This is a genomic window from Melioribacteraceae bacterium (assembly GCA_035362835.1).
GTDB lineage: Bacteria > Bacteroidota > Ignavibacteria > Ignavibacteriales > Melioribacteraceae > DSXH01.
Genome location: DAOSDY010000001.1, coordinates 627,657 through 653,489 on the forward strand (window position 1 = coordinate 627,657; position 25,833 = coordinate 653,489).

Below are 25,833 nucleotides of genomic sequence, written 5' to 3' on the forward strand. Positions count from 1 at the left end.
TATGTATAAAACAGAATTAAATATTCAGGCTGTCGAAGCAATTCATCTTTCGGACCTTCAGAACGATGAAGTCGGAATTATTACCAAGATATTAGGACACGGTGCTTTCAGGAAACGAATTACCGAGATGGGCTTTGTAAAGGGGAAGCCTGTAAAGGTTATCAAAAACGCTCCTCTTCAGGACCCGATTGAATACGAGTTGATGAGCTTCCATGTTTCGCTCCGCAGAAGCGAAGCCAGATTAATTGAAGTTGTACCGGTTGAAAAGTATGGTGATAAATCAATCGCGCATTTCGACGGAACTATACCCGACGACGAACTTCAGAAAAAAATCAGAGAAAAATGCCGGACAATCAATGTTGCACTCGTTGGCAATCCGAATTCCGGAAAAACAACATTATTCAATTACGCGACCGGTAAACATGAGCGCGTCGGTAATTACGGCGGAGTAACTGTTGATACCAAAGAAGCAAAGCTGGATCATAACGGTTACAGGATTAACATTACGGATTTGCCCGGGACCTATTCAATTTCGGAATATTCGCCCGAAGAATTATTCGTCCGGAAACATATAACCGAAACATTACCTGATGTTGTTGTGAACGTAATCGATTCGTCGAACCTAGAAAGAAATCTTTACCTTACTTCCCAACTGATGGATATGAACATCAAGGTAGTTATTGCGCTGAATATGTACGACGAACTCGAAGAGAAGGGGGATAAATTCGATCATGCTGCTCTGGCAAAAATTATAGGCATACCGATTGTTACCACTGTTGCATCCAAAGGAAAAGGAATTAAAGAATTATTCTCCAAGGTAATTGACGTATACGAAGACCGGGATGAAGTTGCACGGCATGCGCATATTAATTACGGCACAAATATCGAGGACTCGATAAAACGTTTACGCGACGAAATTAAAAAGAATAGAATTATATACGATTCCTATTACAGCAGGTACGCTGCAATTAAATTATTAGAAAACGATACTGATTTTACCAGCCGGATTTCCGGAATTCCGGATTCTCAGAATCTTCTTGCACTTGCTCAAAAGGAAATTACTTCACTCGAACGCGAATACAAGGAGAAGTCCGATACGGTAATCGCGGACGCTAAATACGGATTTATAAACGGTGTATTAAAGGAAACATATAAGCAGGATAAATTAAATAAAAGGCAGGCCAGCCATTCTATCGATTTCTTTTTAACTCACAAATACCTGGGATTTCCGATATTTATCTTTTTCTTGTGGGTAATGTTTCAGCTGACGTTTTCATTAGGCGGCTACCCGATGGATTGGATCGATGCCGGTGTATCAGAACTCGGTAATTTTATTGCCAACACACTTCCCGATGGCTCGCTGAGAGATTTGATTGTGGACGGTATAATCGGCGGTGTAGGCGGAGTAATTATATTTCTTCCGAATATTTTAATCCTGTTTTTCTGTATCTCATTAATGGAAGACACGGGTTATATGGCCCGCGCCGCTTTCATAATGGATAAGCTGATGCACAAAATCGGTCTGCACGGAAAATCATTTATTCCGCTGATAATGGGATTCGGATGCAACGTTCCTGCTGTAATGGCTACACGAACATTAGAGAACCGTAAGGACAGGATTTTAACGATGCTGATATTGCCGCTGATGTCATGCAGCGCGCGTCTGCCTGTTTATGTACTATTGATTTCAGCATTCTTCCCTGCAAACCAGGGACTGGTTTTATTGTCAATTTATCTGATCGGCATTTTGCTGGCTACACTGGTTGCTCTTGTATTTAAAAGGATCTTCTTCGCAAAGCAGGATGTTCCTTTTGTGATGGAATTGCCGCCGTATAGAATTCCCACACTCAGAAATACTCTGGTTCACATGTGGGGCAAAAGCGTTCAGTATTTAACTAAAATGGGGACTGTAATATTAAGCGCTTCAATTATTATCTGGGCACTAGGACATTTCCCCCGCGATGTGAAATTCTCGGTTGATTACGATAAAATGACGGAGGAAATTTCAGCTAACATTAATTTGACCGGGAGCGAAAAAGAGGAACAACTTGCACAGATTGAAATTGATAAAGAATCCGAGCGGATGGAGAAGTCCTATATCGGTCAATTGGGGCACATGATAGTTCCGGTTATTGAACCGCTCGGCTGGGATTGGAAAATAGGCGTGAGCATTATTACAGGTTTAGCCGCTAAAGAAATTGTAATTGGATCGATGGGAGTTCTATATCAATCCGATCTGGAAGCCGATGAAACTTCTGTAAACTTAAAGACAAAACTTCAGCAGCAGGTATTTACAAGCGGACCAAGAATAGGGGAAAAAGTTTTTTCGCCGGTTGTCGCCTATTCCCTGATGTTATTTATATTAATTTATTTCCCGTGTGTGGCGGTTATAGCGGCAATCAGAAAGGAAGCTAACTGGAAGTGGGCCACATTTACTATGGTTTACACTACTGCAATGGCATGGATTGTTGCTTTCGGTGCGTATCACATAGGAAATATTTTTTAATAAGGGATTTATATGATTCAGGATATAATTGTATTCACAATAATTTCATTAACGGCCGGTTACATAGTAATTTCTTTTATAAAGAATCTACGTGTTAAAAAAAGATCCGGGAACGCGTGCGGCGGCTGCACGGGCTGCGATCTTTCTAAAAACAGCGCTGCATGCAGCCGTGAATTCTAAACGGGCCGGAAGTTTTCCGACTCACGCTTGTTTATTCATTTCCAGTTGACCCATCTTTTTCAAAAGTAATATCCATTTTAGTATCTTTAATCCGGTATTATTGCAAGTGTTAGAATAAATTATTTATGACTAATAATTGATTTCCCGTTTTCATTTTAGGAGAATGATATGAAATACTGGTTAATGAAATCCGAAGCAAATTGCTACCCGATTGAATTTCTGGAAAAAGAAAAAAATCAAACCACCTACTGGGACGGAGTGCGTAACTATCAGGCGCGTAACTTTATAAGGGATGAAATGAAGATTGGTGACAAAGTAATTTTCTACCATAGTAATGGTGAACCGCCCTGCGCTGCCGGTATTTGTGAAGTTGTTAAGGAAGCTTATCCGGATTTTACCGCATTCGATCCGGAAAATCCTCATTACGATCCGAAGAGTAAGAAGGACAATCCTGCATGGATGATGGTGGATGTTAAGCTGGTTAAGAAGTTTAAGAATTTTGTATCAATTGACAGTATGCGCAGCAATAAAAAGCTTCAGAAGATGCAGCTTCTCCAACGCGGAAACAGACTTTCTGTTATGCCGGTTACAAAAGATGAGTTTGAAGAGATAATGCGAATAGGAGGATAGAATAAATTTAGTTAAATGGTTTACTGTAAATGATGATTCATACTACAATTAATTTGACGAAGATTAGTTGTCAGGAATTCTAAAATAGAATTTCGACACAAATATTAAATATGATATTACAATATGGTCACAAAAAATAAATCAACATAAACTGAAGACGAAGTAAGAATATTAATAAAACCAGTTGTTGAAACTGAATAAAATAAATCTGACTGTTCTGGATTTACTGAATTAAGAAAACGTTGTCCAAGTAGTACCCAAAGATATAGACATTGCTCTGTTCATAGAAATATCCTCAAATTTAAATAGTGATCATTAATAATAAGAATGTAATTCATTCATGAGATTAATTTAGGATCAATAATGAAGAAAAAATATTGCGCAATAATATTGGTTACACTGAATTTTATTCCTCTATTTGGACAAAACAATAATTGCAAGGATCAAATCCTGGATTACAGGGATTTTATTGAAACGGATAGTACCAAATGGTGTTTAACTTTATCAAAAGACGATAGAATAGCATTGTTCTACTTTGGAGCAATTCACTCGAAAGACCCATCCAACATACAGTTTAATGAAATTGAAAAAGCATGGAGTAGAGAAAAGTTTGATATAGCTTTATATGAAGGACCTAATAGAGGTATCTTTTCCACAAAAGAGGAAACAATAGAAAAATTGGGCGAGTCCGGCTTTTTAAGATTTTTAGCTTCCCGGGATAGTGTTGAAGTCTTATCGCTCGAACCAGACCCTATTAAAGAAATTAATTATCTATTGGATTATTTCCCGATTGAAAAAATAAAACTTTTCTTTTTATTGAGAGAGGCTCAGAGAGTAAGAGAAAGTTTTAATTGGGAAGAAGTTCAGATTAAAAGTCATATAGAAAACGTTTTAACAAAGGCCAATTCATTACCAGTACTAAATAATACAGTACTTAATATCCGGGACATTGAAAATTCATTTATAAAATATTGGGGAACAGGAATAAAATGGTGGGAAGCCCCTTCAAATTGGTTTGATCCATTACAGGCATCGGAGAAAACAGGCGGAATTTTTACAAATGACATCAACAGATATTCAAGTAATTACAGAAACACCCATATGTTCGATTTAATCACCAGTTTTTTTCATAAAAATAAAAGAGTGTTTGCAATTGTTGGCAGAAATCATATTCCAATGCAATCGAAAGCTCTTAAATGTGAATGGGAAAGATTAAGCGCGAATAGGAATTAGCTGCACTTAACCATGACAATCCTTTTAGATCATGATGTTATTAACCCTGTGCAATGGTATTTTTATTAAATTACCTAACCAAGTATGTTGAGCAAAACGAATTTTTGAGATTGTTTTATCAAAATTAGAGAGCAACATATTTTTTGATATTTTTATATTCGATTATCCATAAAATATTACCATGGATTCAATACGCTTAAGAATTTTACAAGATGGTATTAGCAATCCCGGTCCGGTTGTTTACTGGATGCAGCGGGATCAGCGCGTTCACGATAACTGGGCATTGTTATACGCGCAGGAAAAAGCAATAGAGCGTAACGTACCGCTGTTTGTTCTATTTAACCTTGTCCCGGATTTCCTTGAAGCGACAATCCGGCAATACGGATTTATGATTAAAGGATTGCAGGAAGTTGAATCGGGATTAAGTAAATACAACATTCCTTTTGTTATTACTACAGGCGATGCCGGAGAAAAAATTCCCGCGTTTCTCGAAAAAACCATAGCTTCATTAATAGTAACAGATTTCAATCCGTTAAAAATTGTGAGGCGATGGAAAAAATCCGTCGCTGATAAAATTGAAATCCCCTTTCACGAAGTTGATGCGCATAACATTGTCCCGTGTCTTCATGTGTCAGACAAACAGGAATTCGCCGCCTATACAATTCGTCCCAAGATCCAGAAATTACTTCCGGAGTTTTTAGAAGAGTTTCCCCCTCTTAGAAAGATGAAGACGAAAACTGAAAACGTAAAAGCGGACTGGGATTCAGTTTACAAATCATTAAAAATCAATACAGCTGTTAAAGAGGTTGACTGGCTTTTACCGGGAGAGAGTGCAGCCAATAAAACACTTCAAAAATTCATTGACAAAAAATTTGCGAATTACGGAACAGACAGAAATTTTCCGACGCATGACGCCCAGTCGAATCTCTCTCCCTATTTTCACTTCGGACAAATTTCACCGCAGCGGGTAGCACTTGTAATTCAGCCGTTGACAGAACCTGCAGAATCCTACAAAGCATTTTTAGAGGAGATGCTAGTTCGCCGCGAACTTTCTGATAATTTCTGCTACTACAATAAGAACTACGATTCATTCGATGGATTTCATCCCTGGGCACAGGAGTCGTTAAACCTTCACAGGAAAGATAAGCGGGATTACATCTATTCAACGGAGGAATTCGAACTAGCCAATACACATGATGATTTATGGAATGCCGCACAAATGGAAATGGTTAACAGAGGCAAGATGCACGGATATATGAGGATGTACTGGGCAAAGAAAATCCTTGAGTGGTCTAAATCCCCCGAAGATGCGATGCGGACCGCGATTTATCTTAACGACAAATACGAAGTGGACGGACGGGATCCGAACGGTTATACAGGAATTGCATGGTCAATAGGCGGAGTGCACGACCGTCCCTGGTTCGAACGGCCGGTTTACGGAAAGGTGCGTTACATGAATTATAACGGCTGCGCAAAGAAGTTTGACGTAAAAAAGTATATTACAAATCATTTAGAATCGAGGAATAAATGAGAAAACTTATTTCAATTTTCGTTTTGTTCATTTCGATACCGCTCTCTGCTCAAAAGCAGAATCCGGATTACGATGCCGGACTGGCAAAGAAATTTGGTGCTGACGATTACGGAATGAAGAATTATGTTTTCGTAATACTTAAAACGGGTCCAGCTGTTATAGAGAAAAAGGAAACAAGGGATAGTCTTTTTGCCGGCCATATGAATAATATTAATCGTCTGGTTGAAGAGGAAAAACTTTTTGTTGCCGGACCTTTCGGAAAAAACAACCTGCAATACCGGGGACTGTTCATACTGAATGTTAAAACAATTGAGGAAGCGAGGGAACTGGTTAATACCGATCCTGCTGTTGCGGCCGGTATCTTCGATGTGGAATTAATACCATGGTACGGTTCAGCAGCATTGAGCGATTATCTGAAGACCGCAAATAAAATTACTAAATTCAATCCCTGATTTGATCTGCAGCTTTGCTGGAAATTTAACCGGCGAGTTTTTCAATAAATTCTAATCCCCTCTAATGGAAAGAGGGGATTAGCAATAACAGCTTATTTCTTTCTGCTTTTCTCAATCTCTTTCTTAAATTCATCATACGATTTTTTACCTTCGAGAAAGGAGATTTTTTTACCATTCTTATCGTAGATGAATGTGGCGGGAAGCGCGCCGTTCCAGTCTTTATCGAGAGTATTAATCAGCTCTTCGTCCCCCTGAAATCCGTTAACATAAGAGATGAATTTCGCATTTTGTGATTTAAGGAAAGGAATGATTTTGGATTCGATCTCCTCGGGGAAATCGACGCTGATCCCGATAAACTCAACATCCTTATATTCTTCAGCCAGTTTATTGATTGCGGGAAATTCCTCCCTGCAGGGAACGCACCATGTTGCCCACAGATTAAGGAACAGGGGTTTACCCTTCCGGTCTTTCAATATCCTGGAAAGTTTATCCTTATCAATGGATTCAACGGTTATTTTACTGTTCTGTTTCGGTTTTTCATCAGCATAAGAACTAACGCCCGCAAAAAATAAAACAATAAAAAAAGCTAAAAGAAAATTTCTCATTTTACGATACTCTTTTAATTGTACATCCGAATGCTTTTGTTTTAGTATTTGAAACCGATTTACCGCCGAGAATTTCATCAAGCGCTTTGCGAAGATCTTTCGATTTAACGTCGTTCGGCTTTCTTGAATCATCAATTCTACCGTGATATAAAACTTCAAAATTACTGTTCAAAACATAAACTTCCGGAGTGACAGATGCAGAAAATTTATCTGCAATTACATTTTTTTCGTCTTTTAGAATAGGGAATGCAAGGTTATTCTCTTTTGCATGATTCTTAATTTCTTCAATGCTTTCCTGTTTATTGGAATTAATACCTATAAAAACAATTCCCTTATCCTTATAATCATTATAGACTTCAGCCATTCTGGAGTTATAATCATTCGATACCGGGCACTGCGTAGCGACAAACATAATAACAATTGCTTTAGAAGCTTTGAAATCGCTGAGCTGATGTTCTTTGCCGTTGTAATCCTTCAGCTTGAAGTTTTCAACTTTCGATACATCGCCGGCAAATACAAAAGAGGCGGCAAAAACAATGATTGCTGCAAAAAATATATTTGATGTTTTCATATTTCCCTCCTGATTATTTATTGATTGCGGGACAAAGATATTTATCATTTCCCTATTCTGTCAAACAGATTTCCCTCTTTAAAGTTCCTGGCAAAATGTTTTACCCTTACTAATACCTTTCTGTCGGAATTGAACTGTTGCATTTACACCTCTGTTTTTTATATTACTACCGTTCCATTAGAAATGAAAGGCCTAGATATGAAAAGGTTACTTTATTTATCGATAGCATCGATTATTCTGATAACCGGATGCAAACCATCAAACGCACAGGTTCAGATAATGCCCGCTTTTCCGAATCTCAGTTTTGAGCAGCCGGTGGATATTCAATATCCGGATGACGGCACAAACCGGCTCTTCGTTGTATCCCAGCCCGGTGTCATATACCTGTTTGAGAATAATAACGATGTAAGAACTAAAAAAGTATTCCTGGATATCCGGGATAAGGTACTGTTCGGCGGAGAACAGGGATTGCTGGGACTCGCCTTCCACCCCGACTACAGGAACAACGGCTTCTTCTATATAAATTACACAACCAGTAATCCGCGGAGGACTGTAGTATCACGATTCCGGGTAAGCCAGTCCGATCCCGATGCTGCGGATCGTTCAAGCGAACTGATTCTGCTGCAGGCAGATCAGCCCTATTCAAATCATAACGGAGGACAGACTTCATTCGGGCCGGATGGTTATCTTTATATCTCGCTAGGAGACGGCGGCTCCGGCGGGGATCCCCAGAACAATGCACAGAACCTTAAATCGCTGCTCGGAAAGATCCTGCGGATCGACGTGAATAATACTTCCGGCGGATTAAATTACTCTATACCAGACGACAATCCTTTAAAAGGGAACTCAAACGGATTAAAGGAAGAGATTTATGCCTGGGGATTAAGGAATGTATGGAAATTCAGTTTTGATCCGGAGGATTCGAGATTATGGGCTGCTGATGTAGGGCAGAATGCGTGGGAGGAGATTAACATTATAGCTAAGGGGCAGAATTACGGTTGGAGAATTATGGAAGGGAATCATTGTTTCAATCCCCCTTCAAATTGCAACACGGCTAATTTAACTCTGCCGGTCTGGGAATACGGTCACAATGATCAGGGCGGGTATTCGATAACAGGGGGTTATGTTTATCAAGGTTCTTCTGTACCGGAACTGAAGGGTAAATACATTTACGGGGATTTTGTATCGGGCAGAATCTGGGCGCTCGATTTCAAGAGCGGAACAGTCTCAAACGAGCTTCTCTTCTCAACCAATCATGCTATATCAACATTCGGATTGGATCAGAACAAAACTTTATATTTTGCAAATTACACGACCGGTAGGCTCTATAAATTCACAAGCACTTCGGCCAGTGTCGGCGCTTTATCATTACCGCCGGATTATAAATTATACCAGAACTATCCGAATCCATTTAATCCTTCCACAAGAATCACCTATCAGATTCCGGATGAAGGGGATGTTACATTGAAAGTTTATGATTCGCTCGGAACTGAGATCGCAACATTAGTCGATGAGAATAAATCCCCCGGATTTCATTCTGTTCTATTTGATTCAAATAATCTGAAAAGCAGGTCCTCTATTGCAAGCGGAGTCTATTTTTATAATCTATCATTTATAAACAAGTTTGATTCGTTTGCCGGGAAATACTCGCAGACCAGAAAGTTTATCCTGATGAAATAGAAAATCACTGAAGGAATGGTAGAAAACCACCGCTGTTAATTATTAATGTTTGCAGGTAAATAAAGTTCCATCCTGATGCGGGCCGCTGCAAGGAATATTATTTCGTGAGTCTGACTGGTCAATAAATTCAATTGCAAAAGAATGTTTCACTATTCAGAACAGAATAATTACCTTGCAGAGGTAAAAAAATCTGTTGGAGAAAAAAGAGTCTTGGAAAAATTTAAATATTCATTTTTTGCAAAACTGATTTATAGATACGGCAACATAATTGCAACGCTTTTTTTATCGGTCCATTTTATTTCTTCAATAATGATGATGTTTGAAAAATGGTATTTCGTGTTTTTTGCGCTGATAAACGGTTTCATCATTTTCATAGTAAACAGGTATTTTTTCAAAACATACCGACTCTTCCCTTTTACAGTAGAAGCCGATAACGAAAAAATAGTCTGCCGGGATTTTCTTTTCGGCAGAAAGGAAATTACTATTTACCATTCGGATATAGAGAATATAACAGGCGGAATTTTCAGCGGTTACCCAACGCGGCCGGTTTATATAAAAGACGGCAGGCAGAATATAACAATCGGATTTTATTCCCATGTAGGAAAATTTCAGAAACTGATTACAACGATTTTAAAGAATATACCTCAGCCGTTATACGACAAGCTACTGACGGGTATGAAGGAGATAAGGATCGAGAGGAAAAAATAAGCCCACCTTTAAAAGATGGGCTTATATTTTATTCAATTATGCTTTATAAACTAAGATAGCATCTTTAGCTTGTTTTGCAATTCTGAATTTAACAACCTTCTTTGCAGGGATTGTAATTGTTTCGCCTGTTTTCGGATTCCTTCCCTGTCTGGCTTTTCTGTCAACCAAAACCAATTTTCCCAATCCTGGAAGAACGAATGATTTTTTTGCTTCTTTGTACGCAAGTTTTACTAATTCGCCCATAAATTCACCGGCTACTTTTTTGCTAACACCGGTCTTTGCAGCAAGATGAGCTAAAATTTGGCTTTTTGTCATTGCCATGATGTAACCCCTTTGTTTGTTAGATGTAAATTCATGCGAAATTTAGCACTTTTTTATTTCAAAACAAACAGATTTTGTCTTTTTTGTGCAGCATTTGATTTACGATACAACGCCCCGGTTAAGCAATGTTTATAGGGCTGAAGCCGACTTCTCTTTTTCATCTTTTATCAATCGGGAATTAAACATATTTTAGCAAAAAAATTTCTGACTCTTAATGCAAAAACTTTTTTCTGTAATTATTATTTCATTTTTCTATCTGAATCTTTCAGCATTTCAGCAGGACTCTAAACAAAAAATTCTGAATACAAAAGATTTTCCTGATACTTCCAAATCAAAACAAGTTCAAGTTCAGGATACTTCGAAAACAGGATCCGTTGATTCATCAAAAATTAAGAGACCCGAAAAGCTTTTGCCCCTGCCGCCTAATAATTTTTATTCGACCGGGAGTACGGGAAATATTTTAAGAAAGGATGAAATCTTAAAGCTTGATCACCGGTATGCCGGCGACTTGTTTCAATACCTGCCGTTCGGATTTGTAAGAGACCTTGGATCAATAGGACTGCCGAACGAAATTTCGGTTTACGGGAACGGATTCGGCAATTCTTCCTACTTATCCGACGGAATAAGCATCAACAACCGCCTGATAAATTCTCTTGATCTTAATCTTTTCCAGAGCGAGAGTATTGATTCACTCGAAGTAATTCCGCTGCCGCAGGGATTTCTTTTCAATGAAATGAATAATCCCGTAAGCATTAATATGATCTCACGGGACTTTGTTACGAACAGACCTTATACGCGTATAAAATTTTACCAGGCTCCGAACGAAGAGGGCTTTTTTGACGGGATATTCAGTTCCAACATCAGCCGCCGGATGAGCATTTATTCACAAATAACTCATCAGAGCACCGATCCCCGGTTTAAGAACAGTGATTACGGTTTGTGGTCCGGTTCAGTGCGGCTGAGATATCTATTAAGTAATGATTTTAACCTTACAGGCGGATATTCTTTTTATCAGAGCAATGTTGGATTGAACGGAGGAGTTGATATTGACAGCATAAAAATTGCCTTCCCCTCTTCACAAATTGAAGAAGTACTGTATAGCACAATTGAGGCGCCGGTCAATTTTATCGACCGATATCAGAAAGTATCGGGCCGTAATCTTAATATCAGACTGCTTGCAAAACTGATCGGAAGCAAACCGACAGATCTAACATTTTATTATCAATCATCACTGATTGAATTCAGACAGAATGAGAATACAAATCCGGTACCGTCTATGTTGCAATGGTACTACCCGTTCAGGTATGATAAGATTATTCATAATAATGAGTTCAGCACATATGGCGCTAAACTCTCACAAAAATTAGAAGCTGACATTCTGAATATTTACTCGGAAGCACTTTATGAGACCACTTCGCTTAACACACCCTTAATAAACAGGAGTGACAGAATTAATACATTCTCCGCGCTCGCAAAGGCAAGTCTATATCTGCAAATTGAAGAACAAAAAATCATTCCGTCAGTATTCGGTAAAGTATTGAATTACGACGGTAAAAGTTATTTCGGGGCCGGAGCGGATCTCTCATGGTTTATTGATGAAAAGTTTTCTATGTATCTGGGTTTGTCAAAATTCCGGAAACCATCTAATCTTATACATATTGCCGCGGGGGGAAATTATGAATCGGATTTCAGCATTCTTGAAGCAAAACTGAATTATAATAATTCATCAACAAATATTTCTACGGGATATTTTCTTCAGGAACTTGCAATTGTCGGCAGTTATAACAAAACATTACAAGGGATAAATCTGAAATTAGATTGGCATCTCTGGAAGTTTTTACTGAGCACAACTTCGAATTACTATTTCATTCAGGAGATGAAGGACAATTACCCGCTGCCCGATTTTACATCAAACGGCGGAATATATTATGTAGATACATTGTTTAATTCCAATCTTAAACTGAAAGCCGGGATTAACTACCGGCTGATTGGAAACAGAGGTTATCAAATCATCGATTTTGAAACCTTTGAAATAACCAGATGGATTAGAACCAATGGAAATATAGTGATTCCGTCTGAGGATGTTCAACCTTCAGTTCAGTTTGATTTCTTCCTTGCAGGAAAGATTCAGGATGCGGCCACCATCTATTTCGTTTTCGAAAACCTTCTGAACGAAAAATATTACATAGTTCCCTACTATCCCAAACAGGAAAGAGGCCTTCGTTTAGGAGTGGCGTGGGAATTCCTTGATTAGAACCCTTTCCGTTCCTAAATTGTTTTAGAATTAAATCCATTTATGAAAAATTAATAAGAGTTAATAATGCGTTCAAAAATCCTATTCGTTCTATTAATCTTTAGTATTGGCTTACAAGCTCAGACAATAGTTACGACCAATCCTCAGTATCCAACCGAGACAGATAATATTACACTTACATTCGATGTAACAAATGCTAATCCTTCTGACAAACCTTCTCTCTCTGGATATAATACCGGCGATGCATACGCACATACGGGAGTGACTGTGAAGATCGGGACTGGAAATAATAATAGATGGCAGCATGTAATTGAAAGATGGAACGATAATGCAACTCAACCCAAACTAACGAGACTTGGAACAAATACATATCAATTAGTAATCAATAATCCGCGCACATATTATCCCAATGTTTTATCAAACGAAAAAATAGTTGAATTGTGTTTCGTAATTCGAAGCTCCGATGGTAATCGTAAAACTGAAGATATTTTTATTTCTCTATACGAACCAGGAATTAGTGTTGTAATCAATTCACCTGCAGTATCAGTCGATTTCGGTGATCCGATGCGCTCCCCTGCTTTCGCGAAATCCGGCGAGACTCTTAACATTTCCGCTACCGGCGCTGCAGTAGGAACTACAACAGCCGGTATGAAATTATTCGTTAACGGGGTTGAGAAAGCTTCCACAAACAATGCAACAATTGAATACCAGTTTATAGCGGATCAATATCCGGCGGGCAGAAACGATGTTAAGATTATCGCGACAGGTATTACGGGTGATAAGGATTCTTCCGCGTTTGTAATTCTAAGGAATCCGGAAATTAACAATGCGCCTCTTCCAGCCGGCAACATTCACGGAATCAATTACAACGGTAACGAAGTTACTCTGGCTCTGTTTGCACCTTATAAGGAATTTGTATATCTGATCGGCGATTTCAACGACTGGAAAGTTGACGTAAACTATCAGATGAACAGATACGAGCCGAAGGCCGACAGCGTAATATGGTGGATAACTCTCTCGAATCTCACGCCTCTGCAGGAATATGCCTACCAGTTCCTTATAGACGGTAGTTTAAGAATCTATGATCCTTACACTGATAAGATACTCGATCCATCTTACGACTCCGGAATCTCTGCGACAGTTTACCCCAATCTAAAATATTATCCTTCACAGAAGACAAGCGGAATAGTTTCGGTTCTTCAGACCGGTCAGACTCCCTACAACTGGCGGATTCCTGTTTTCGAGCGGCCCGCTAAAGAGATACTGATAGTTTACGAAATGCTGGTGCGCGATTTTGTTGCCACCCATTCGTATAAAACGCTTATCGATACGCTAAGCTACTTTAAGAAGCTCGGAGTTAATGCAATTGAGCTGATGCCGGTTTCCGAATTCGACGGGAACGACAGCTGGGGTTATAACCCGACCACCTACTTTGCGCCCGACAAGTATTACGGAACAAAGGACGATCTTAAAAAATTCATCGATGCCTGCCATGAGAACGGCATCGCGGTAATACTGGACATAGTTCTTAACCACGCCTACAATAATAATTCGATGGCGCAGATGTACTGGAACAGCGGAAGACCCGCAGCTAATAATCCCTGGTTCAATGTTCAATCCAACTTTGACAACCCCGATGCTCAGTGGGGCAACGATTTTAATCACGAAAGTGTTCATACAAAATATTTTATTGACCGTGTGCTTGAATACTGGCTTACCGAATACAAATTCGACGGCTTCCGTTTCGACTTCACAAAAGGAATCGGCAACAGGAAAAAGACTTTATCCGATCCCTGGGGCAGCAATTACGACCCAGACAGAATACGATTACTGAAACGGATAGTAGATAAAATCTGGTCGTACGATCCAACTGCTATCATGATCTTTGAGCATCTGGCGGTCGATCAGGAGGACAGAGAACTCGCGCATTACGGCAACGGTATCCTGATGTGGGGCAACATGAACTATAATTACAACGAAGCGACAATGGGATTTCATGACGGCGGCAAATCGAATTTTCAGGGAATATCATATAAATCGCGAGGATGGACTAAACCGCACCTGATCGGTTATATGGAAAGTCATGACGAACAAAGGCTTATGTTCAAGAACCTTCAATTCGGTAACATCTCCGGCAATTACAATATAAAGAATCTGCAGACCGCATTGAACAGGATAAAGCTGGCCGCCGCATTCTTTCTTACTGTGCCGGGTCCAAAAATGATCTGGCAGTTCGGTGAACTCGGGTACGATATTTCAATCGATCAGAATGGCAGGTTAGGCAGGAAGCCGCTTCCGTGGAGTGACGGACTGAATTATTATTCCAATGCTGATAGAAAAAGTCTGTTCAATACATTCGCGGCATTAACACGGCTTAAAAAAGCTTACGACGTTTTTTCAACCGATAACTATACCATGAGTGTTTCAAGTGCACTAAAAAAGATTCAGCTTAACCATACAACTATGAACGCAACTATACTCGGAAATTTCGATGTAACGGCTGGAAACATTAATCCGACTTTCCAATCGGCCGGATGGTGGTATGAATTCTTTTCAGGAGACAGTCTGAATGTGACGGACGTAAATGCACTCATAAACCTCCAGCCCGGAGAATACAGGTTATACACCTCTAAGAAGCTGGTGCCATTCAATATCATAACAGATATTAAGGAGAATGAGCCGGAGATAAGCACCGCATTTCAATTGAATCAGAATTATCCGAATCCATTTAATCCGAGCACCGTTATCAGTTATCAGTTAGCGGTCGGCGGTCAAGTACAATTAAAAATTTATGATGCGCTTGGCAGAGAAGTCGCAACGCTTGTTAACGAATTCAAGCCTGAAGGTAATTACAATTATACATTCTCGATTTCCAATTATTCATTGCCGAGCGGTATTTATTTCTACAGACTGTCATCGAACGGATCGGTTAAGACAAAGAAAATGGTATATCTAAAATAAATCTTATTTAAGGCGGATCAGTAGTGAATATCATCAGGGGAAATCACTTCTGATCCCCAATCTATCTGCATAATCTGCTTAGAAATTATTTGTTGCTTCACTCCCACTCATTCCCTAATTTCACTTCAAATAAATCTGACCTTTTATGAACAGATTCCATACCCGTTTCAAATCCCCGCACTATAATTTATATATCATACTTCAAGCGTCTGTCATAAACCTTCAATCATTTACAATTACCAATCAGCAGAATCCAATTCTAAAAATCGAAAATAGATACGAGGCAATTTATGGTTGAATTTCAATTTCTCGACTGGTTCTGGGTCGTACTCTTTCTAATTATAACGGTAGGACTCGGAGTAGCCTTCTACCGGCTCGGTAAAAGATCGGAATCAGATTTCTTTTTAGCCGGCCGCGGATTGCCGTGGTGGCTTCCCGCATCATCCGTTTATGCTACACATACTGCGACCGACACACCAATATGGGTAACCGGAGTCGTTTACAAGTATGGAATTGCCGGATTATGGTACACATTTTTTGCTGCGTGGTGCGCAATCAGCGCATTCGTATCAACAAGAATCTTCCGCCGTTCCCTTGCATATACTCAGGCCGAATGGAATACGATCCGTTTTCACGGACTCGGTGCCGAGATGCTGCGAGGATGGATCTCCGGCTGGCAGGTCTTTATGAATATGTTCATTCTCGGATGGGTCGGCATTGCAATGGGAAAGGTCTGCAACTATCTCTTCGGATGGGATTTATGGATCGGTCTGGTCCTCTTCTCATCACTCTGCGCAATCTACGTTCTAGCCGCCGGATACTGGGGAGTTATAATGGCCGACTTCCAGCAGGGAATAATTGCGTTTCTTATGATATTGATCGTATCGGCTTGGGGAATAATGGCCGCCGGCGGTCCTATAGAAATTGCCGATAAACTAACGGCAATGGGAGAAGGCTGGCGCATGAATCCATTTGCATTCACCGGTTGGTTCGATGGAGAATTCCCCGTCGCATGGTTTATTACGATGATGTTTATTGCCGTTATTGGCGGATTCGGTATGGGAACAAGCATCGACTGGTATGTTGAAGCTCAGCGGATCCAGAGCGCTAAGTCTGTCCGCGACGCAAGCTACAGCATCTGGTGGGGAACGGCCCTTGTGCTTACGCGTAATTCAGTCTGGGCTGCGGCAATTCTAGCTTTCTATGTAATCTCACCTAATATTCCAACACAGGCGGAATACGAGCTCGGCTGGTTCCGTCTCGGATTTGAATATTTACCCGTTGGATTGATCGGATTTTTCTTCGCGGCTTTAATTGCGATTCACGTCTCTACAATTGCATCGCACCTGAACCTCGGCGCAATGTATTTTACACGCGATCTGTATCTTCACTATTTCAAACCGAAGGCAACCGAGAAAGAACTTGTATGGGTTGGAAGAGTTGCAACATTAATTCTTCTTCTAGGTTCCTTCTTTTACGGATTGATGATGGAGGATATTACATCGTGGCTTATCTTTGCATTGTGGCTAATGGCCGCAGGAATCTGGCTGCCGAATATTCTTCAGGTTGTCTGGTGGAGGTTTAATGCATGGGGATACTTATCCTCATGGATTGCAAACCTCGGATTGAGCTGGCTTGTAGTGTGGATACTTCCACACTGGGATGTAATTCCTCCTCTTCCTGATTATCAGCAGTTCTGGTTATTGATGCTTCTTGGGGCGCTAGTTTTTCTCCCAGTTACATTACTTACCAAACATGAACCGATGGAGCATTTAATAAAATATTATGTTCAGGCTCGTCCAATCGGATGGTGGGGACCTGTAAAAAGAGAAGCGCAGAAACTCGGATTGCTTGGACATATTGAAATAAAAAAAGAAGGAGGCAGATAAATGGGATTCATTAAAAGAAACTGGACACCATGGGAAGCCGATGAATGGAGAAAAGAGGACTGGATTGCAATCCTTCTTTCACCTATCTGTTATATTCTTCTTATGATTGGAACAGTGCTTAGTATATTGCTGAATGTATGGGGATTTATACTTCTCGCACTGGGAATATTTTTAACGTGGCTGATGCACTGGGTAATCGACCCTAAATTAAAAGTCATATCTGGCGAATACGAAAAGAAACAGCACGAATATCTCGAAAAATTAGAGCGCAACGCGCGCTGGGAGGAAATAAATGGATAAGGGATTAGCAATGGTGATAGGGATGTCGATCGCTTATGCGGCTTCGTTCCTCGGACTCCTTTTAGCATGGTACTCATACCGTAAACATTCGAAAAAGGAGGAGAAATGATCGCTCAGATTGAACAGGCACAGCGCATAGGCGATCCTTCCTTAGGAATTATTATACCGGCAATCATTCTGGGTTTATCTGTTTTCTTTACATGGTTGCTTTATAAAAGATTTTCTAAATGAGTGGTAATTAAAGATTTGCACGCAGAGAATGCTGAGATATCGCAAAGTTCGCAGTGAATAAAAATTTAAAACTGCGATCTCTGCGTGTTAATCACTTATTCTTTGAGGGGGATAATCAATGCATGAAAATGAAATTTCATCAGTGATTATTGTAACTGAGATTGTTCTTCAAATCCGCGATCTCTGCGTTTTCACCGCGAACTTTGCGTGTAAATCTTTTTTCTTTTTTAAGGAATTTAGTCATGAAAAAAATTATTCTGTTAATTTCATTTTTATCGACACTTGCTTATGCACAGACTAATGTAGACAGACTAGTTGAGCAGCTCGACCTGTTAAGCGACGCATCATTTAACAACTGGAAATACTCAACCGACTTTTCCCTAAAACCCGATCAGATCTCAAAGCCGGATTACGACGACACCGCCTGGCAGAGCGCAACACTCAACCAGCGTTTTACGCTCGACTCCTGCTGGTTCCGAAAAGAGATAGAGATACCTGCCTATATCGCCGGTGTTTCTGTATCCGGCAGTCTCAACTTCTTAAATACCGTTGATGACTACAGCTACATCTGGATCGACGGAATTTATAAAGGCAAATTCGGCTGGGATGCCGAAGCGCTTCTGACTGATAATGCCGAGCCCGGTCAGAAATTTACCATTCTGATTAAAGCTATTAATACCGGCGGGCCGCTGCGCCTCATTAACGCAAAACTCAATTTCGGTTCCGAAAGACCTCTTCAGAAAATGATCAGAAACCTCTCTCTAAGCCTAAAAGTCGGACAAAAGCTTCTAAGCTTCGATACTTATCAGAGTAATGAGAGAGTTAAAGTAGACCCCGGACAGGATCTTTCCAAAATGAAAAAGTCCGAGAAAGAAAAACTCGGTAAATTGATTCAGGAACTGGCTCAAAAAATCGATACAGAAGCACTCAGAAACGGAGACACAACTAGATTCATCTCTTCAGCGAAGAGAGTAATCAATGACCTAAAACCGGTTTCGGACTTTGCGAAGAAATTTACTTTACAATTCGTTGCGAACGCTCATATCGATGCGGCATGGCTCTGGCGCAAGAAAGAAACAGAAGAAGTTACAAAGCGTACTTTCTCCGCCGTGATGAATATGTTTAAAGCCCGGCCCGATTTTACATATACTCAAAGCCAGCCAGCGTTATATGAATGGATGAAGAATGATTATCCCGATCTCTTTGATCAGATGAAAAGTTATTCCGATAAAGGACGATGGGAAATAGCAGGAGGTATGTGGGTTGAGCCGGATTGCAATCTTCCGAGCGGTGATTCCTGGGGCCGGCAGCTTCTGTACGGGCAGAAATTTTTTAAAAAGTATTTCGGTAAACAGGCGCGGATCGGATGGAATCCCGATTCATTCGGATACAACTGGAACCTTCCCCAGTTTATGCTTAAAGGCGGGCTCGATGCTTTCATAACCCAGAAAATCGGTTGGAACGACACAAACGTTTTTCCCCACAGATTATTCTGGTGGCAGTCGCCCGACGGATCAAAAATTCTAACCTACTTCCCTTTCAGCTACGTTAACGAAATAAATAATCCGTTCGGACTTGTAGACTGGCTCCGTCAGTACGAAGCAAATACAGGATTGACAAAGCTGCTGGTATTATTCGGAGTAGGCGACCACGGCGGCGGACCTTCACTCGCAATGATGGCGCGAATCGACCAGTTAAGAGACCTCTATATTTATCCTGCAATAGAATTTAATACAGCGCAGAATTATATCGACTGGGTAAGAAAACACGATCTGTCAAAACTCCCGACATGGAATGACGAATTATATCTTGAATACCACCGCGGTACAGCCACTACACAATCAAACACGAAAAAATGGAACCGGCTGAACGAAGTCTATCTGACCAATGCAGAAAAACTGAATTCATTCGCAACGCTTTCAGGCGGAATGAATCAGGCTGATAAAATAAAAGAGGCATGGAAAACAGTTTTATTCAATCAGTTTCATGATATTCTTCCCGGTTCGAGTATTAGAGAAGTCTATATCGATTCTGAAATAGATTATAAGGAAGCATATGACATTGCTAATTTCGCACTGAGAAAATCAATTGATCATCTTTCGGCACAAATTAATACCTCATCCATAAAAGATGGAAAACCGATAATAGTTTTCAATCCTCTCTCCTGGCAGAGAACAGATGCCGCATTTGTGACTCTTCCGAAAGGAGATGAAAATTCATATTCCGTATTCGATCTGAATGGAAATGAAATTCCCTCGCAGATTGAACAAAAAGATAAACTAACAAGAGAGATAATTTTCATTGCTAATGATATTCCTTCACTTGGTTATAAGACATTCATACTTAAAAAATCCGTGAATACTCCGGACAACAAACCGAATACCATAGCGGACGGAATTGAGAACGAATTCTTTTCTTTAAAAGTTGATACAAAGACAGGGCTGCTTACCAGCATTTACGATAAGAAACTCAATAAGGAATTATTGAAAGGAACGGGCAACAGACTGCAGCTTCTTGAGGATCTGCCGAGTGCCTGGGACGCATGGAATATCGGTTTAACCGGTAAGGAATTCCCTTCTACATTCCGCAATGTAAAGATGATTGATAACGGTCCGGTTAAATCGGTTCTCAGGATAACCCGCGATTATTTGAAACCGGGCGTTGTAAAAAGTTTCCCGACAGAGGATTATCCCAACACATTCTTTACTCAGGATCTGATACTATATAAAGGAATGGACCGGATCGACTTTAAGACAGACGTTGAATGGTTCGAAGATAAGACAATGCTTAAAGTAGCGTTCGACTTTAACGTAAGCGACACATTAGCGACATACGAAATACCGTTCGGCACAATCAAACGCTCAACAACGCTTAAAGCGCAATGGGATAAAGGGAAATGGGAAGTCAATGCTCAGAAGTGGGCGGACATTTCCAACGACGATTTCGGAATCAGTCTGCTTAACAAATCGAAATACGGTTATGATACCAGAGACAATGTTATGCGTCTATCGCTGCTCCGCTCTCCTAAATGGCCGGATCCAACCGCCGACCGCGGTTATCATACTTTTGAATACGCTCTCTACCCGCATAAAGGAAGAGTTGAGCAGAGTCAAACAGTATTTAAAGGATATGAATTCAATTACCCGCTGATAACCTGTCTATCGGATTCTCATGCGGGAAATTTACCGGTTGAAAAATCTTTTATGCTGATTAATCCTAAAAATGTTATCGCCACATCTATTAAGCATGCCGATGATAACGAAAACGACTGGATTATTACATTATATGAAACGACGGGGATTAACACCAAAGTAGAAGTTGAGTTGCCGTTTATTCCTTCAAAAATAGTCGAAACAAATTTCCTTGAAGAAGATGGCAGAGAAGTTAAATTTTCCGGAAACAAAGCCGGTTTCGAAATAAAAGGGAAAGAGACAAAACTGATAAAGCTGATCCTATAAGACACAATCTATGAAGCCGTTAATATTTTCAGGGCTTTGAATTTTTTCTAAATTATTAAGGGAGCTAAACATGGCGTTAATTAATAGAATTCTGATCGTTCTTTTAACGGCAGTATTTTTATACTCCTCATCCCCTGCCCAGGAAAATAAGATTACAAAAGAAAACATTCAGCATGCCGAAAAAATAAACGGCCTCGAATTCAATGACGCAGAACGGGATTCGATGCTCGATAACCTTGACGAGCAATTGGGAAACTATAATAAAATTTGGAGCCTGAATCTACCCAACTCTATTCCACCGGCAATTACTTTTAATCCGGTTCCAATCGGTTTCAAATTCGATCAAAAACAGATGCCGGTTAAATTCAGTGATTATAACAATATCAAACTTCCCGCAAACCGAGACGATCTTGCTTATTATTCAATCGGTGAACTTGCCCACCTGATAAAATCGAAGCAGATCACTTCCACCGAACTGACAAAGTTTTTTATCGAACGGCTTAAGAAATTCAGTCCCAAGCTTTTAAATGTCATTACATTAACAGAAGATCGTGCACTTGCCGAGGCCAGGAAAGCTGACGAGGAGATTGCCGGCGGAAAATACCGCGGACTTCTGCACGGTATTCCTTTCGGAGTTAAAGATCTCCTCTCTACAAAAACATATAAAACCACCTGGGGCGCTACGCCTTACAAGGAACAGGTTATCGACGAGGACGCAACTGTAATAAAAAAACTTAATGAAGCCGGAGCGGTTCTCGCTGCTAAGTTTACTATGGGTGCCCTAGCGTGGGGCGATGTCTGGTTCGGAGGAATGACCCGTAATCCGTGGGATACAACCCGCGGATCGAGCGGTTCATCGGCAGGTTCAGCTTCCGCCGTTAGCGCGGGACTTATTCCATTCGCTATCGGAACCGAAACCTGGGGTTCAATTGTCTCGCCATCCACAGTATGCGGTGTAACAGGATTAAGACCGACTTACGGCCGTGTAAGCAGGACCGGTGCGATGGCTCTAAGCTGGACGATGGATAAAATTGGCACTATATGCCGGAACACCGAGGACCTCGCAATAGTATTTAACACAATTTACGGCGCGGATGGAATCGACCAGACACTCTATGAAGCTCCGTTCAATTATAATCCTAAAGCAGATCTTAAAAAATTAAAGATCGGCTACCTTAAGAATGACTTCGAAAGGAAGTATCCATTCCATAACAACGATTCTCTCGCGCTTAAGAAGCTGGAGGAACTCGGCGCTCAATTAATTCCGATAGAACTTCCGGACATACCTGTTGGCGATATTTCCTTTATCTTATCGGCCGAAGCCGCTGCCGCTTTCGATGAACTTACAAGAAGCAATAAAGACGACCTTCTCATTCGTCAGGTTAAAAACGCATGGCCGAATGTATTCCGCTCGGCACGGTTTATACCTGCTGTTGAATACATTAATGCAAACCGGGTCCGCTTTATGCTGATTCAGGAGATGCAGAAACTGATGGAAAAAGTTGATCTTTATATTTCACCCTCCTGGGTTGGGAGTAATTTACTTTTAACAAATCTTACCGGTCACCCTTCCGTTGTTCTGCCTAACGGTTTTTCTGAACGGGGAACGCCTACAAGCATTACATTTATCGGCAGACTCTTTGACGAAGGAACAATAATAGCTGTCGCGAAAACATTTCAGGATGCGACTGATTATCATAAGAAACATCCGGTATTTGATTTAGAATAACCGGAATCCTGCAAAAACAGAAATTTTGGGACACCGGAATAGGTTCAAGTAACAGACAAATTCTTTTTGCCTGTAGTCACTATAATTATTGCTTCAAAAATCGATAATAAACTGGAAGATATTACATTTTCACGGATGCATCGATCTATCCTCCGGCTTCATGGATTTCATTTTTAAATGGAATACTGATGCGGGGTGAGTTGCGCTTAATAACGAGATTCAATCTGTCATCTTAACTTGTGCTTAAAAATTTTATTTAATGAAACGGTTTGAACGAAAAGCTTCTAAATATTGATATAACACCGAACATAATGATCAGCAGGATCGCTTTATCATTCCGGGACAGAGCGATAGAGAGAGAATATCAGAATTACTATTTCAAAGATTCATTAATTTCATTCCGTGTAGCTCTAATAGTAGTAGCATTTCTTTACGGAATATTCGGCATGCTCGATGTAGCCGTGGCCTACGAACACAAAAATTTCTTCTTCTTTATCAGGTTTGTAATAGTTATTCCTTTTCTGATAGTAGTATTCCTACTCTCCTTTTTTTCTTTTTTCATTAGAATCTGGCAGGCGCTCTTATTTATTTCATTCATTCTAGGCGGTTCGGGAATAATTCTTATGATAATAAGAATGCCCGATAATTTAACCTACTATGCCGGCCTTATGCTGGTATTTTCAGCTGGATACTTCTTTGTTAAGTTGAGATTTTTTCTGGCCACGCTGGCCGGATGGTTAACGCTTGCTGTTTTTTTATTTGCGGTCTTATTCTATTCCCGAATTCCCCAAAACCTGATAATTGCATATACTTTCTTCTACATTTCCGCAAATGTAATAAGCATGTTTGCAGCATATTCGATTGAATATTTCAACCGCCGCAATTTTGTACTTACGAATCAGTTGAATCAGAAAAAAGTAGAACTGGAAGAGATAAACAAGAATCTCGAATCACTTGTAAAATCCCGGACACTTCAATTAGCCACAAGCGAAAAGAAATTCAGAACACTTGTAGAAAAAGCGAGCGATATAATTTTTTCTATGACTGCAGAAGGATCATTAACATATGTATCGCCTAACTGGAAAGAGATTCTGGGCCATGAGAAACACGAAATACAGGGTCATCCTTTTATTGACTTTATTCATCCGGATGACGTTAACAGATTTTCAGATTATATGCGAAAAGTTGTTGAAGGCGATAAATCTAATACATACGGGGAACACCGGATCAGGAATCAGAACGGTGAATGGCAATGGCATATTACCAGTTTAACTCCGCAATCGAACTTGGTTGGAGAAGTCGAATCGTTCATCGGTATTACAAGGGATATAAGCGAACGTAAAAAGGCCGAAAACGCCGTGATTAAAAGTCAGAGATTGAGTGCCATCGGCGAAATGGCAAGTGCTGTTGCTCACGATTTTAATAATTCACTTCAGGTGATTTTCAGCAATCTTGATATAGTCTTGTTAGATAAAAATCTACCCGAACAGATAAGAGATTATCTGGAGACAGTAAAGACATCGGCTTCAGACGCCTCTGCAAGAGTCCAGTTATTGCAGCGATTCTCCGGAAAGAAGCAGAGTTCTTCGGGTTATACGAAAATTATGCTGAATAAAATTGTTGAAGATGTAATCGTTCAGGCACGACCTCTATGGAAAGACAAACAGGAGGAAAAAGGGAAAGAAATTAATGTCGTAAGAAAATTTGAAGAAATACTTCCGGTTTTAGGAAATGACGGGGAATTAAGATCTGTGATTTATAATATTTTTAAGAACAGTATTGAAGCAATGCCGGAGGGAGGAACAATCGAATTCAAAACCGGAATGATAGAGAAAAATGTTTATGTCGAAATTTCGGATACCGGGAATGGTATGGATGAAGAGACCAAGACGAGGGTATTTCAACCGTTCTTTACCACTAAAGGTTTCGAGATAGGAAGAGGACTCGGACTTAGCGGTTCTTATTCAATAATCCAGGAACATAATGGAGAGTTGACGATACTTAATTCGGCTCCCGGCCAGGGAACCTCCTTCAGAATTTCACTACCGGCAGTAAGCAATGAACCCGAAAGCACCGATAGTAATGTAATAAGCGAATTCACAGGTTCGGCAAAAGTACTCTGGGTGGATGACGAACCGATGATAAGGGAAATTGCAGGGGAACTACTTGAAGCCCTTGGTCATAGATCCGTAATGGCATCGAGCGGAATGGAAGCCCTCGAGATTCTCGATAATGAAGAATTCGATCTTGTAATAACTGATATCGGTATGCCGAAAATGAGCGGATGGCAGTTAATAGAAAAAATCAACGAAAAATTCGACGGGAAATTAAAGATAGCCGCTTTAACAGGCTGGGGCAATCAGTTTGATGATGAGGAGAAAGCCCAGCACAACATCGATTTTATTCTGACTAAACCGATTAAAATCAGCGAATTAAAATCGCTGATAGATAAATCAATGCAACTGATCAAATAGAATTTCCTTTTAAGTAGATTTGCGTTTGCCCGTTTATTCCATTGTCTTTTTTCATTCCATATTTTTTTCTTGAATTAGTCCTTTCTATAACTTAACATTATAACGAATCTCTTAAAACTA

General features: G+C 40.2%; 19 protein-coding genes. 16 read left to right on the top strand and 3 right to left on the bottom strand.

All coding sequences use genetic code 11. The features are described 5' to 3' along the window. Position 1: 1 nt before the first annotated feature. The 6 genes from feoB (at position 2) to PLZ15_02710 (ending at position 6,532) form a co-directional block, all read left to right on the top strand. Entirely contained in the window at positions 2–2,506 is a 2,505-nt protein-coding gene (feoB, locus tag PLZ15_02685) for a ferrous iron transport protein B (GenBank protein HOI28640.1), read from the top strand. A gap of 12 nt (positions 2,507–2,518) precedes the next feature. Beyond that, positions 2,519–2,686, top strand: coding sequence for a FeoB-associated Cys-rich membrane protein (locus tag PLZ15_02690; GenBank protein HOI28641.1), 168 nt, complete (start codon positions 2,519–2,521; stop codon positions 2,684–2,686). Positions 2,687–2,854: 168 nt separating this feature from the next. Next, positions 2,855–3,316 (top strand): EVE domain-containing protein, encoded by a 462-nt coding sequence (locus PLZ15_02695; protein HOI28642.1) that lies wholly within the window; start codon positions 2,855–2,857, stop codon positions 3,314–3,316. Between the two features lie 363 nt (positions 3,317–3,679). Next, entirely contained in the window at positions 3,680–4,549 is an 870-nt protein-coding gene (locus tag PLZ15_02700; GenBank protein HOI28643.1) for a hypothetical protein, read from the top strand. A 181-nt stretch (positions 4,550–4,730) separates the two neighbouring features. Further along, a complete protein-coding gene (locus tag PLZ15_02705; protein ID HOI28644.1) occupies positions 4,731–6,080 on the top strand; it encodes a deoxyribodipyrimidine photo-lyase in 1,350 nt (449 codons plus the stop codon). After that, positions 6,077–6,532: a YciI family protein gene (locus PLZ15_02710; GenBank protein HOI28645.1), complete on the top strand. Its 456-nt coding sequence runs from the start codon at positions 6,077–6,079 to the stop codon at positions 6,530–6,532. Before PLZ15_02705 ends, PLZ15_02710 begins: the two co-directional genes overlap by 4 nt. Positions 6,533–6,624: 92 nt before the next feature. On the opposite strand, the gene PLZ15_02715 is transcribed toward PLZ15_02710, so the two are convergent. Both PLZ15_02715 and PLZ15_02720 read right to left on the bottom strand, forming a co-directional pair. After that, positions 6,625–7,137, bottom strand: a complete 513-nt coding sequence (locus PLZ15_02715; GenBank protein ID HOI28646.1) for a TlpA disulfide reductase family protein — start codon at positions 7,135–7,137, stop codon at positions 6,625–6,627. Between the two features lies 1 nt (position 7,138). Further along, positions 7,139–7,708: a thioredoxin family protein gene (locus PLZ15_02720; GenBank protein ID HOI28647.1), complete on the bottom strand. Its 570-nt coding sequence runs from the start codon at positions 7,706–7,708 to the stop codon at positions 7,139–7,141. A 198-nt stretch (positions 7,709–7,906) separates the two neighbouring features. Between PLZ15_02720 and PLZ15_02725 the strand changes: the two genes are divergently transcribed. Both PLZ15_02725 and PLZ15_02730 read left to right on the top strand, forming a co-directional pair. Beyond that, positions 7,907–9,388, top strand: coding sequence for a PQQ-dependent sugar dehydrogenase (locus PLZ15_02725; protein ID HOI28648.1), 1,482 nt, complete (start codon positions 7,907–7,909; stop codon positions 9,386–9,388). 141 nt (positions 9,389–9,529) lie between these two features. After that, positions 9,530–10,096 carry a hypothetical protein gene (locus PLZ15_02730; protein HOI28649.1) on the top strand — a complete coding sequence of 189 codons (567 nt, stop codon included), beginning with the start codon at positions 9,530–9,532 and terminating at the stop codon, positions 10,094–10,096. A 36-nt stretch (positions 10,097–10,132) separates the two neighbouring features. Here the strand turns inward: PLZ15_02730 and PLZ15_02735 are convergent, their stop codons facing one another. After that, positions 10,133–10,417 (bottom strand): HU family DNA-binding protein, encoded by a 285-nt coding sequence (locus PLZ15_02735; GenBank protein HOI28650.1) that lies wholly within the window; start codon positions 10,415–10,417, stop codon positions 10,133–10,135. Between the two features lie 214 nt (positions 10,418–10,631). On the opposite strand from PLZ15_02735, the gene PLZ15_02740 reads away from it, so the two are divergent. The 8 genes from PLZ15_02740 to PLZ15_02775 all read left to right on the top strand — a co-directional run bounded on the left by PLZ15_02740 (position 10,632) and on the right by PLZ15_02775 (position 25,713). Beyond that, entirely contained in the window at positions 10,632–12,671 is a 2,040-nt protein-coding gene (locus PLZ15_02740) for a hypothetical protein (protein ID HOI28651.1), read from the top strand. A 66-nt stretch (positions 12,672–12,737) separates the two neighbouring features. Continuing rightward, positions 12,738–15,632, top strand: a complete 2,895-nt coding sequence (locus tag PLZ15_02745; GenBank protein ID HOI28652.1) for an alpha-amylase family glycosyl hydrolase — start codon at positions 12,738–12,740, stop codon at positions 15,630–15,632. Positions 15,633–15,922: 290 nt separating this feature from the next. Then, positions 15,923–17,521, top strand: coding sequence for a Na+:solute symporter (locus PLZ15_02750; GenBank protein ID HOI28653.1), 1,599 nt, complete (start codon positions 15,923–15,925; stop codon positions 17,519–17,521). Then, the gene (locus PLZ15_02755) at positions 17,522–17,821 is read left to right on the top strand and encodes a hypothetical protein (GenBank protein HOI28654.1); all 300 of its coding nucleotides are present in this window, start codon (positions 17,522–17,524) and stop codon (positions 17,819–17,821) included. It begins immediately after the preceding gene. Positions 17,822–17,926: 105 nt separating this feature from the next. Further along, a complete protein-coding gene (locus PLZ15_02760) occupies positions 17,927–18,052 on the top strand; it encodes a hypothetical protein (protein ID HOI28655.1) in 126 nt (41 codons plus the stop codon). A 242-nt stretch (positions 18,053–18,294) separates the two neighbouring features. Beyond that, the gene (locus PLZ15_02765) at positions 18,295–21,510 is read left to right on the top strand and encodes a glycoside hydrolase family 38 C-terminal domain-containing protein (GenBank protein ID HOI28656.1); all 3,216 of its coding nucleotides are present in this window, start codon (positions 18,295–18,297) and stop codon (positions 21,508–21,510) included. Between the two features lie 70 nt (positions 21,511–21,580). Continuing rightward, complete coding sequence (locus PLZ15_02770) at positions 21,581–23,239, top strand: amidase family protein (GenBank protein HOI28657.1); 1,659 nt, start codon at positions 21,581–21,583, stop codon at positions 23,237–23,239. 269 nt (positions 23,240–23,508) lie between these two features. Next, entirely contained in the window at positions 23,509–25,713 is a 2,205-nt protein-coding gene (locus tag PLZ15_02775) for a PAS domain S-box protein (protein ID HOI28658.1), read from the top strand. Positions 25,714–25,833 lie beyond the last annotated feature (120 nt).

What these genes read in the sequence shown, in the direction of transcription:
- PLZ15_02740 (HOI28651.1), top strand. Translation starts at nt 10,632, where the DNA reads ATGCAAAAACTTTTTTCTGTAATTATTATTTCATTTTTCTATCTGAAT.
- PLZ15_02730 (HOI28649.1), top strand. Translation starts at nt 9,530, where the DNA reads ATGTTTCACTATTCAGAACAGAATAATTACCTTGCAGAGGTAAAAAAA.
- PLZ15_02720 (HOI28647.1), bottom strand. Translation starts at nt 7,708, where the DNA reads ATGAAAACATCAAATATATTTTTTGCAGCAATCATTGTTTTTGCCGCC.
- PLZ15_02715 (HOI28646.1), bottom strand. Translation starts at nt 7,137, where the DNA reads ATGAGAAATTTTCTTTTAGCTTTTTTTATTGTTTTATTTTTTGCGGGC.
- PLZ15_02755 (HOI28654.1), top strand. Translation starts at nt 17,522, where the DNA reads ATGGGATTCATTAAAAGAAACTGGACACCATGGGAAGCCGATGAATGG.
- PLZ15_02750 (HOI28653.1), top strand. Translation starts at nt 15,923, where the DNA reads ATGGTTGAATTTCAATTTCTCGACTGGTTCTGGGTCGTACTCTTTCTA.
- PLZ15_02760 (HOI28655.1), top strand. Translation starts at nt 17,927, where the DNA reads ATGATCGCTCAGATTGAACAGGCACAGCGCATAGGCGATCCTTCCTTA.
- feoB (HOI28640.1), top strand. Translation starts at nt 2, where the DNA reads ATGTATAAAACAGAATTAAATATTCAGGCTGTCGAAGCAATTCATCTT.
- PLZ15_02700 (HOI28643.1), top strand. Translation starts at nt 3,680, where the DNA reads ATGAAGAAAAAATATTGCGCAATAATATTGGTTACACTGAATTTTATT.
- PLZ15_02690 (HOI28641.1), top strand. Translation starts at nt 2,519, where the DNA reads ATGATTCAGGATATAATTGTATTCACAATAATTTCATTAACGGCCGGT.
- PLZ15_02695 (HOI28642.1), top strand. Translation starts at nt 2,855, where the DNA reads ATGAAATACTGGTTAATGAAATCCGAAGCAAATTGCTACCCGATTGAA.
- PLZ15_02735 (HOI28650.1), bottom strand. Translation starts at nt 10,417, where the DNA reads ATGGCAATGACAAAAAGCCAAATTTTAGCTCATCTTGCTGCAAAGACC.
- PLZ15_02705 (HOI28644.1), top strand. Translation starts at nt 4,731, where the DNA reads ATGGATTCAATACGCTTAAGAATTTTACAAGATGGTATTAGCAATCCC.
- PLZ15_02710 (HOI28645.1), top strand. Translation starts at nt 6,077, where the DNA reads ATGAGAAAACTTATTTCAATTTTCGTTTTGTTCATTTCGATACCGCTC.
- PLZ15_02770 (HOI28657.1), top strand. Translation starts at nt 21,581, where the DNA reads ATGGCGTTAATTAATAGAATTCTGATCGTTCTTTTAACGGCAGTATTT.
- PLZ15_02765 (HOI28656.1), top strand. Translation starts at nt 18,295, where the DNA reads ATGAAAAAAATTATTCTGTTAATTTCATTTTTATCGACACTTGCTTAT.
- PLZ15_02745 (HOI28652.1), top strand. Translation starts at nt 12,738, where the DNA reads ATGCGTTCAAAAATCCTATTCGTTCTATTAATCTTTAGTATTGGCTTA.
- PLZ15_02725 (HOI28648.1), top strand. Translation starts at nt 7,907, where the DNA reads ATGAAAAGGTTACTTTATTTATCGATAGCATCGATTATTCTGATAACC.